Source organism: Synechococcus sp. EJ6-Ellesmere (genome assembly GCF_024345875.1).
Lineage (GTDB): Bacteria > Cyanobacteriota > Cyanobacteriia > PCC-6307 > Cyanobiaceae > Regnicoccus_A > Regnicoccus_A antarcticus.
In genome coordinates this window covers 24094-31815 of record NZ_JAGQBY010000012.1, presented here as the reverse complement: position 1 = coordinate 31815, position 7722 = coordinate 24094, and the positions used below count along the sequence as shown (strand labels likewise).

The following is a 7722-nucleotide window of genomic DNA, read 5'->3' as shown; positions in this document are numbered from 1 at the left end:
ACCACAGTCCCGTATCGAGATGATGACGACGATCAAGCCTCGCGGCCCCTGATCCTTAACCCGCAGTACGCTCAATCACGGTGCTCAGTTCGGCACCCCGAGCGGACAACTTTCCTGATAGGTCCCGAGGAGCGGGCCCTCGATCTGGTGGCGGAGCACGACGATCTGCAGGAGGCGCTGTGGTTTCTCCTGCACTGGCCCGAACCGCGCCGTGCCGCGCGGCTGGTGCTGGCCACGCCGAAGCCGCTCAATGGCGACTGCTACGTGCTGCTGGCACCGCTGGCAGAGCTGCTGGAGAAGGATCACCCCCTGGCTGCCACCCGTTGCCTGCGGGCGATGATCGACTTCAGCCTGCGGGTGGGGCGCAGCAAGCGCTACCCCCACACCGCCCGCCATCTGCACACCTGCCACCTCCTTGCCCAAAGGATCGAGAGCTGGGGGGAACTCGCCGATCACCGCAGCTATGGGGCCCAGCTGCGGCGGGATCATGGCCGCAAGAACGGCTTCTGGAGCCTGGTGCCCAAGGGGGCTGTGCCGGAGCAGGCCCAGGGAAAGAGCGCACAAGCGGCTCCGATGGATCCAATGGCTGTTGCCCAAAGCGAGACCACAGGTGAGACGATTGGCGATGGCCCCGTGCAGACAGGCCTATGGTGATTTCCCGGAGTTGTCGTTGATCAGTCGTGTGACCAGACCGCGTACGAAGTTGCGGAACAGTGAATTGTCCTTGAACTGCTTGTAGAACTCCGTTTGATCGAGAAACAGTGGATTCACAGCTCGATTCAGCGCGGCATCTAGTTCTATGGCGGCTGTGTTCGGAGTGTTCGCCTTGGCATTGCGATACCGGTGGTCTTGGGCCACCTGGTCGTCTTCGCTGAGCTGCTCGGTATAGATCTGGCGGCATTGGTTCAGGATTGGCTGCAGCTCTTCGCGATCGCTGTTGCTGAGGAAGAGTCCCACGAACTCCTTCACCTGCTCCCAGGTGTGGATCCGCAGCTGATCGAGGCTATCGCGGAGATCGTGCAGTTTGTTGGGATCGGTTTCCTCGCTCAGCAGAGTGGTTTTGTAGTAACCGGCGAAGGCCGCTTCCACGGCGGCGGCTGACTGCCCGACACATCTCAGGCGAGACCGTCATGCGACAGCCGGCTGCTGCGCTTGCTGAGGGAGTGGCCTTGGAGGCAGCTCAATCCGCGTGAACCAGGGCTGCTGCTGGCGGCGTTGCACACCACGACTGGGGATGCCGCGTTGCCAGTGGGGATCCAGCTGATGGCGCAGGCCATCGAGGCTGACCGCATAACCCTGGAGGCTGCTCACCAGCACCGTGATCGCCACCACCAGCAGCAGGCGATCGAGGCGCCCGGGATCTCGCAGACCACTGCTCTCCAGCTGGAAGAGGCCTGATTTCTGGTCGCGGAACAGCTGCTCACAGCAGAAGCGCTTGGCATAGCTCCAGACCAGATCCAGCCTGGGATCTGCGTTGCTGACCAGGTACCAGGGTTCGTCGATGGCGATGCCACTGGGGTGGGCCAGGATCAGGTTGGCTTTTTGGGAACCATCGGCCCAGAGCTGAACGTTCCGGAACCCACGGCAGTGCCCACGGGGCAGGCGCAGCCGGCGCACCTGGCAGCCCATCGGAGCTGCGTCCCCTGGATCCAGGTGTCAGCCCGCAGCCGCATCACGTAGCGCCAGCGAGGACGGCCCTCGCACCAGCCGAGCAGAGCGATCGAAACCGAGGCGCTGACGCTGGCACTGGGATGCTCCAGCGTTCGCCACAGCAACGGAATGGCCCTGCCGTGGCACACCACGGAGAGCACCACCACGCAGCAGCGGTTCCAGAGCATCGTGGTGTCCAGTGGTTGTGCCAGATGCAAGGCCTGTCCTGGCTTTCCCCAGTGCTGCAGCGCCTAGATGATCAGCGAGCCGTACAGCGCCCCATCGTCAATCCGACTGTTGCTGAGCCAGCGCTGGCAGCGCCGCTGCCAGCTGGCCGCCAGGCAATGGCCCAGAGGCAACACGGTCTTCCAGCAGTCGAAACAGACGGTCTGGCTGAGCAGCAACCCGGCGACCATCTGTGCCAGCAGCACCAGATGACGCTGGTCGCCGAACGGGCTGTGTTGACGCAGGAGGCCGATCAGCTCAAAATGAAGCCGGGCGTGGGAAACCACAGGGTGTTGGTTTGGTCTGACAACCCCAACGTCTCATGGCTCCCCGCCCACCCAATGACCTGAGACTCGTTCTGACGCAACGCTTCTTGGACTTATGTCGGGCAGCCAGGGCCTGGCCTGCCGCTGCCCGCAGGGCCGCTTCCTGCTCCTTGATTTCGGCGGCATCGAGCCTGGTCTTGGCTTCCAGCACCTTGGTTTTGGTGGGCTCCAGCGCCGCATCCAGCCGCCGCAGGACCGCCATCGGCAGGATCACATCCGGATACTTGCCCCGCCGGAACAGATCGCGCAGCACGTCGTCGGCGATGCCCCACAGGAACGACACCATCCGGTTGTGGGTGGCCTGGTCCATCCGGTCGTTGGCTTGCCAATGGCGATCACAGTAGGGAGAGCTCACTACGTAACGCCCATCCAGCGCTTCTGCCCAGCACGTCCGGCGGTGAGCGGCGGGCTGCAGGGGCTGCTGCCGATCGAGGGACTGGTGGGCCTCGAAGCCCTGCGGGGCCGCCTCGAGAATGCCCTCGCCCATCCCAACTGCGCCGGCAGAGTGCCCCCGGCCTGCGCCGCTCAGCTCTCGACCAGCTGGCCGCCCTCGAGGGTGACGATCCGATCGGCGATGTCGAGGATCTTGTTGTCGTGGGTGACCATCACGATCGCGGCGCCGTTGTCGTCCGCCAGCTGGCGGAACAGGTCGACCACGTCGCGGCCGGAGGTCTTGTCCAGGGCGGCGGTGGGTTCATCGGCCAGCAGCAAGCGGGGGCTGGGGGCCAGGGCCCGGGCGATCGCCACCCGCTGCTTCTGGCCGCCGGACAGCTTCTCTGGGAAGTAGTGCCGCCGCTCCGCCAGCCCCACGTGGCCGAGCATGGTGGTGGCGCAGTCATCCATCGCTGCCCGGCCCCGACCCAGCCAGGTGGGCGTGACCTCCAGGCCGAAGCGCACGTTCTCCAGGGCCGTCAGGTAAGGCAGCAGATTGTGGGCCTGGAAGATGAAGCCCGCCTGGCGCCGCAGCCGGGTGAGGGCGTCGTTGTCGGCATGGAGCAGCTCCTCCCCCAGCACCCTGAGGCTGCCGCTCTGGGCGGCCCGCAGGCCGCCGAGCATCGTCAGCAGGGTGGTCTTGCCGGAGCCGGAGGGCCCCGTCAGGATGATGATCTCGCCGGCGTGCACCGTCAGGTTGATGTCAGTGAGCACCTGCTTGGCGGTCTCACCCTCACCGAACCAGTGGTCGAGATGCTGGAGCTCGATGGGCCGCTCGCGCCCGGCTGCAGCGTCCAGCGGCGTCATCAGAAGATGTCGGCGGGATCGAGGCGCCGCAGCTTGCCGGTGGCCAGCCAGCCCGAACCGGCCGACATCACCAGGGTCAGGCTGAACACCGCCAGAGCCCGCTGGAGGGTCATGGCGATCAGCAGCGAGGTGGAGCGGGCCAGCAGCGCATAGAGGCCCATGGACAGCAGCAGGCTGGGCAGGAAGGCCAGGGCGGCCAGCAGCAGCGATTCCTGCACGATGATGCCAACGACGAAGCCATCGCTGTAGCCCATCGCCTTCATCGTGGCGTACTCCGGCAGATGGTCACTGACGTCGGAATAGAGGATCTGATACACGATGATCGCGCCGACCACCAGGCCCACCAGCACCCCAAGGTTGAAGATCAGCCCGAAGGAGGTGTTGTTGCGCCAGTGGTCCACCTCCACGTCCTCCAGCTCCTTGAGGGTGAGCACCTTCACCGACGGATCCAGAAAGCTGTTCAAGGTGGCTTGCACCTGCAGCGGGCTGACGCCCGCTTCCAGCTGGATCACACCGAGCTGGATGTCGTCACTGGTCTGATCGGGGAACCAGGTCTTGAAGTTGCTGGCAGAGGTCAGCAGGTTGATGTCGGCGGCAAAGGTGAGCCCCATCGTGAACAGCCCATTCACCACGGCCCGCTGACCGCGCAGCTCGGTGTCGTAGTACCCGTCCCGGGCCACCACCTGGCCCACGGGACCCGCCGCCTTCTTCGAGAGGGTGTCGAAAAAGAGGCCATCGGGCCGTAGCAGCTTGCCCGGATCGGTCGTCACCTCGGGGATGCGCAAAGCCGGATTCTCCGCTGATAGCCCGAAGATCAGCGCCTGTTTTTTCTCGCGGCTGTCGCGGTTGAGCCAGTCGGTCTTGCCGATGTAGAGGGGCGTCACCGCCTTCACGCCCTGCACCCCCCGGGCCTGGATCAGGCGGCTGCGGGGCAGGTTGAGCGGTTCGCCCAGGTTGGTGTATCGCCGGCTCACCATCACCAGCTCGCCGTTGAGCCTCTCCAGGGGACGCTTCTGGCTGGCATAGAGCCCACTGGCCAGACCCAGCTGGAAAAACACCAGCACGTTGGCGAAACTCACCCCAGCGATGGCGGCGAGCAGCCGCATCGGTCGATGGCTGGTCTGCCGCCAGGCCATGGGGGTGCGGCGCAGGGCGGTCAGCGGGTTCATGGCTGCTGGCGGCCCAGGACGCGCTCCCGGGCCACCTCCTGGCTGGCCTTCTGGGCGGTGTTCAGGGGGGCGAACAGCACGTTCACCTGCAGGTAGTTGAGGTGGCTGGCCACCGCCGACTCCTCCGGGTTCAGGCCGATCTTCACCTCCAGCACCCGCCGGTCCAGGTTCTCGCCGGCCTGGCCGCTGAACACGGTCTGGCGGCTGACTTCGCGGGCGATCTCCACCACCGTCCCCTGCACGCTGCGCCCCTTGAAGCCGTCGGCGCTGAGGCTGACCGTCTGGCCCAGGGTGATCGGCGGGCGATCGCTCTGATACACCTCGGCGATCACGCCCATGCGGCTGCTGTCGCCCATCTCCAGCAGGCCGTCTTCACCGACCTTGTCGCCCGGGTGGGCATGCACCTGGAACACAGTGCCGGAGAAGGGGGCCAGCACCGTGGCCTTGGCCCGCTCGACCTTGTCCTTCTCCAGCGACGCCTGGCTCTCCCGCAGCTCTGCGGCCAGGGTGCCCTTGGTGGTGATCGCCTCGGCCAGCTGGGCCTTGGCACTGTTTTCGTTGGCCTGCAGCTTCTCGACCCGGTTGGCCGTGGTTGCCCCGGCGGTGAACAGCTGCTCGGCCCGCCGTGCCTCGGCGCTGGCCTGGCCCAGGTCGGCCCTGTAACGGGCGATGACGCTGTCCTGGGCGGCCAGCTTGCTCTGGGCCACCCGTATCGCCGCCTCGGATTTGGACACGCTGCTCTCGAGCGTGTCGAGGCTTTCGAGCACCGCCAGAGGCTGACCCTTGCGCACCTCCTGGCCCTCCTTCACCAGGATGTCGCGCACCCGGTCGTTGGTCAGGGAACTGGGCACCGTCACCTGGCTGATGCCGCCCAAGGGCTCGATCCGGCCCAAGGCGGACACCTGCCGCGGCAGCAGCGGCACAGCCCGCTGGGCCTCAGCCTGTTTCCGTTCGCGCTTCTGCCACAGGCGACTGCCCAGCCCGGCCAGCACCACCAGGGCCAGCAGGGCAGCAATCAGGGGCCAGGGTCCTCTGCCGCCCTGGCGACTGGTGGGCTTGGTCATCGCAGGATGGCTCCTCGCCTCAGCTGGTTATAAGGCGCTGCCGTGGTCCTGCCCATCGCTGCGGTTCAGCTATCGAAAGGATCCATCCTGCTGGATCCGCTGCTGCCAACGCTGCGCTCGCCGCTCGGGGGCCTGGGCGCGATCCTGCCGGGCACGGTGCTGTTCTGCGGCCTGGGCGCCTTGCCGGTGATCTGGCCCGCTTCGGTGAGGTGTTTCAGGCCAAACTGACCTCATCATCTGGGTCCTACGCATCCTGGGCCTGGCCGCCACGGTCGGGCCGCCACGGTCGGGCCGCCACGGTCGGGCCGATCGGCGAACACGCCCCTGGTGCTGCCAACCACAGATCAAAAAACAACGGCGCCACGGTGCTGACGCTCGCCTCGAAGACCACTCGACGCCGAAACGCGTGGCATCAGAACGTCGGCAAGGAATCGATCAGCAGACTGCTTGGAATCCCAGATCGTCACGATCAGAACGCCATCATCGGATTGACCGGCAAAATGATGCAGTTGCCCTGCAGGCAGGCCCTCACTGGGATGAACTGCGGCAATCTCGTCCTTGTACTCCTGCTCGGTGGCGCCAGGGAAGAAGTCAGACAGGATGTAGGTCATCAAACTCCAATTATTACTTGTATCGTCTTGCCTCTGGCTTGATCTGTCAAGCCACCTGGTGCTTCTCCGGCTTCCGTTTACATCGGCCGGCAAAAGCTTCCTGTTGGCAGCCTTGCCCTGATTGACGCCTAACAAGAGGGCCTTGCTCACGGCGACCTGTTCTGGCAGGCCAGGCCTGTGCCTCGAGAACAGCTTGATCTGAATCTGAGCCTTGGGGCGGCTTCGGGCGTTCTCCTACAGCAACGACCCCTGATGGTCCACCGGCTCCAGCCGCGCCGGCTCGACCCGCTCCTCCGCTTCGCTGGCCTCCACGTCCAGAACCTGCTCGATCACCCGGTCGGTGAGTGCATCGAAGTAGGCCGAGAGGGTCTGCTGCAGTTCCAGGAATTCCGGCCAGAGCGTCTCGTTCACGAACGGGCGGTTCAGCCGCGCCATCACCGTGGTGCGCCGCTGGCCGCGATACCGATAGGGCTGGATGCCGTAGCGCCGCATCAGGGCCACGAACAGGTGCCGCGACCACTGGTCGGCGAGGGAGAAGCGGAACTCCACCGGTGGCTCCTCGGCCGCCAGTTCCCGCAGGCGGGCCTGGATGCGTTCGCGGGCCCGCTCGGCCGCCACCCGTTCTCCGTCAGTGGCAGGCCTGGCGAACAGGGCCTCGATCCGCCGCAGCTTCTCCACCAGCTGCTCCTCCGGTCCCGCCGGTGGCGCGCTCACGGTTCGTGGACCTGACGCAAAGCCCCGGGTGGAGCCCTGGGCGGTGGATCGCTCACGGCGGGCGATAAGGCTTGAGTCCTAGATTCAGCTCAGCAACCGTAGACGCTCTGAGATGCGTCAAGCCCGGCTGAGTTCGCCTTCGCGCGCAGTGATCTCGAGCTGGAGATCACTGCGGGTTGGCGATGATCTGCACCTCCGAGCGGCGGGTCGCCCCTACAGCCCCTTCCGGTCCAGAGCCTCGGCCAGCCTTGTCACCGCTGAAGCCAGCTGGGCCTGGGTGTCGGGGGGTGCCACCCCCGCCTCTTGGCGTTTGGTGGCCTCGATGCCCTTCACGATCAGGAAGCCCACGAAGGCGATCACGAGAAAGTTGATCAGCGCCACGATCCCGGCGCCTGCCGGCCAGGCGTTGATGGAGTCCACCTGGGCAGCTTTGAGCGCGGGCTCCAGCAGGCTGGTCATCACCTGACTCACCACCGCCTCGACCACCTTGCCAAAGGCGGCGGCCATCACCACCGCCACCGCAAGGTCAACCACATTGCCCTTGTTGATGAAGGCCTTGAAATCGGCAAGGAAGCTGGAGCGACGCGAGGCCATAGCCGAAAATCATTTTTGAATCGCGATAGCTTACCTGTCAGGAGAATGGGCAACCCAACCCTCCGTGCCCCATCGACGGCGATGGCCTGTAGACCGATCGCACCCATCTGAGCGGGATACAGATTTGCGG

12 protein-coding genes are annotated in these 7722 nt (G+C 65.6%); 2 read left to right on the top strand and 10 right to left on the bottom strand.

Features of this window, described 5'->3' with window-relative positions; translation table 11 throughout:
* Positions 1-654: DUF6880 family protein (locus KBY78_RS02405; protein ID WP_399215169.1), on the top strand; the 654-nt coding region annotated here is incomplete at its 5' end.
* On the opposite strand, the gene KBY78_RS02400 is transcribed toward KBY78_RS02405, so the two are convergent.
* The 7 genes from KBY78_RS02400 to KBY78_RS02370 all read right to left on the bottom strand — a co-directional run bounded on the left by KBY78_RS02400 (position 646) and on the right by KBY78_RS02370 (position 5673).
* On the bottom strand, positions 646-1089 hold the full coding sequence (locus tag KBY78_RS02400) for a hypothetical protein (protein WP_255142172.1): 444 nt from the start codon (positions 1087-1089) through the stop codon (positions 646-648). The two genes, KBY78_RS02405 and KBY78_RS02400, sit on opposite strands and share 9 nt — an antisense overlap.
* Before the next feature lie 39 nt (positions 1090-1128).
* Positions 1129-1629 carry a hypothetical protein gene (locus KBY78_RS02395; RefSeq protein WP_255142171.1) on the bottom strand — a complete coding sequence of 167 codons (501 nt, stop codon included), beginning with the start codon at positions 1627-1629 and terminating at the stop codon, positions 1129-1131.
* A gap of 272 nt (positions 1630-1901) precedes the next feature.
* Positions 1902-2162 (bottom strand): hypothetical protein, encoded by a 261-nt coding sequence (locus KBY78_RS02390; protein ID WP_255142170.1) that lies wholly within the window; start codon positions 2160-2162, stop codon positions 1902-1904.
* Entirely contained in the window at positions 2134-2688 is a 555-nt protein-coding gene (locus KBY78_RS02385; protein ID WP_255142169.1) for a type I restriction-modification system subunit M N-terminal domain-containing protein, read from the bottom strand. The genes KBY78_RS02390 and KBY78_RS02385 overlap by 29 nt, the downstream gene beginning before the upstream one ends.
* A gap of 38 nt (positions 2689-2726) precedes the next feature.
* Positions 2727-3440: an ATP-binding cassette domain-containing protein gene (locus tag KBY78_RS02380; protein ID WP_255142168.1), complete on the bottom strand. Its 714-nt coding sequence runs from the start codon at positions 3438-3440 to the stop codon at positions 2727-2729.
* The gene (gene devC, locus KBY78_RS02375; RefSeq protein ID WP_255142167.1) at positions 3440-4609 is read right to left on the bottom strand and encodes an ABC transporter permease DevC; all 1170 of its coding nucleotides are present in this window, start codon (positions 4607-4609) and stop codon (positions 3440-3442) included. Before devC ends, KBY78_RS02380 begins: the two co-directional genes overlap by 1 nt.
* Positions 4606-5673: an efflux RND transporter periplasmic adaptor subunit gene (locus KBY78_RS02370; protein WP_255142166.1), complete on the bottom strand. Its 1068-nt coding sequence runs from the start codon at positions 5671-5673 to the stop codon at positions 4606-4608. The genes devC and KBY78_RS02370 overlap by 4 nt, the downstream gene beginning before the upstream one ends.
* A gap of 42 nt (positions 5674-5715) precedes the next feature.
* On the opposite strand from KBY78_RS02370, the gene KBY78_RS02365 reads away from it, so the two are divergent.
* Positions 5716-5901 carry a hypothetical protein gene (locus KBY78_RS02365; protein WP_255142164.1) on the top strand — a complete coding sequence of 62 codons (186 nt, stop codon included), beginning with the start codon at positions 5716-5718 and terminating at the stop codon, positions 5899-5901.
* Positions 5902-6017: 116 nt separating this feature from the next.
* Here KBY78_RS02365 and KBY78_RS02360 read toward each other — a convergent pair whose 3' ends face one another.
* From KBY78_RS02360 to mscL, 3 genes are all read right to left on the bottom strand, one after another.
* On the bottom strand, positions 6018-6434 hold the full coding sequence (locus tag KBY78_RS02360) for a hypothetical protein (RefSeq protein ID WP_255142163.1): 417 nt from the start codon (positions 6432-6434) through the stop codon (positions 6018-6020).
* Between the two features lie 84 nt (positions 6435-6518).
* The gene (locus KBY78_RS02355) at positions 6519-6998 is read right to left on the bottom strand and encodes a hypothetical protein (protein WP_255142162.1); all 480 of its coding nucleotides are present in this window, start codon (positions 6996-6998) and stop codon (positions 6519-6521) included.
* A 213-nt stretch (positions 6999-7211) separates the two neighbouring features.
* Positions 7212-7592, bottom strand: coding sequence for a large conductance mechanosensitive channel protein MscL (gene mscL, locus KBY78_RS02350; RefSeq protein ID WP_255142161.1), 381 nt, complete (start codon positions 7590-7592; stop codon positions 7212-7214).
* Between the last annotated feature and the right edge of the window lie 130 nt (positions 7593-7722).

Excerpts from the sequence above, each read along its gene's own strand:
- KBY78_RS02385 (WP_255142169.1), bottom strand. The coding sequence starts at position 2,688 with ATGGGCGAGGGCATTCTCGAGGCGGCCCCGCAGGGCTTCGAGGCCCAC.
- KBY78_RS02395 (WP_255142171.1), bottom strand. The coding sequence starts at position 1,629 with ATGGGCTGCCAGGTGCGCCGGCTGCGCCTGCCCCGTGGGCACTGCCGT.
- KBY78_RS02370 (WP_255142166.1), bottom strand. The coding sequence starts at position 5,673 with ATGACCAAGCCCACCAGTCGCCAGGGCGGCAGAGGACCCTGGCCCCTG.
- devC (WP_255142167.1), bottom strand. The coding sequence starts at position 4,609 with ATGAACCCGCTGACCGCCCTGCGCCGCACCCCCATGGCCTGGCGGCAG.
- mscL (WP_255142161.1), bottom strand. The coding sequence starts at position 7,592 with ATGGCCTCGCGTCGCTCCAGCTTCCTTGCCGATTTCAAGGCCTTCATC.
- KBY78_RS02380 (WP_255142168.1), bottom strand. The coding sequence starts at position 3,440 with ATGACGCCGCTGGACGCTGCAGCCGGGCGCGAGCGGCCCATCGAGCTC.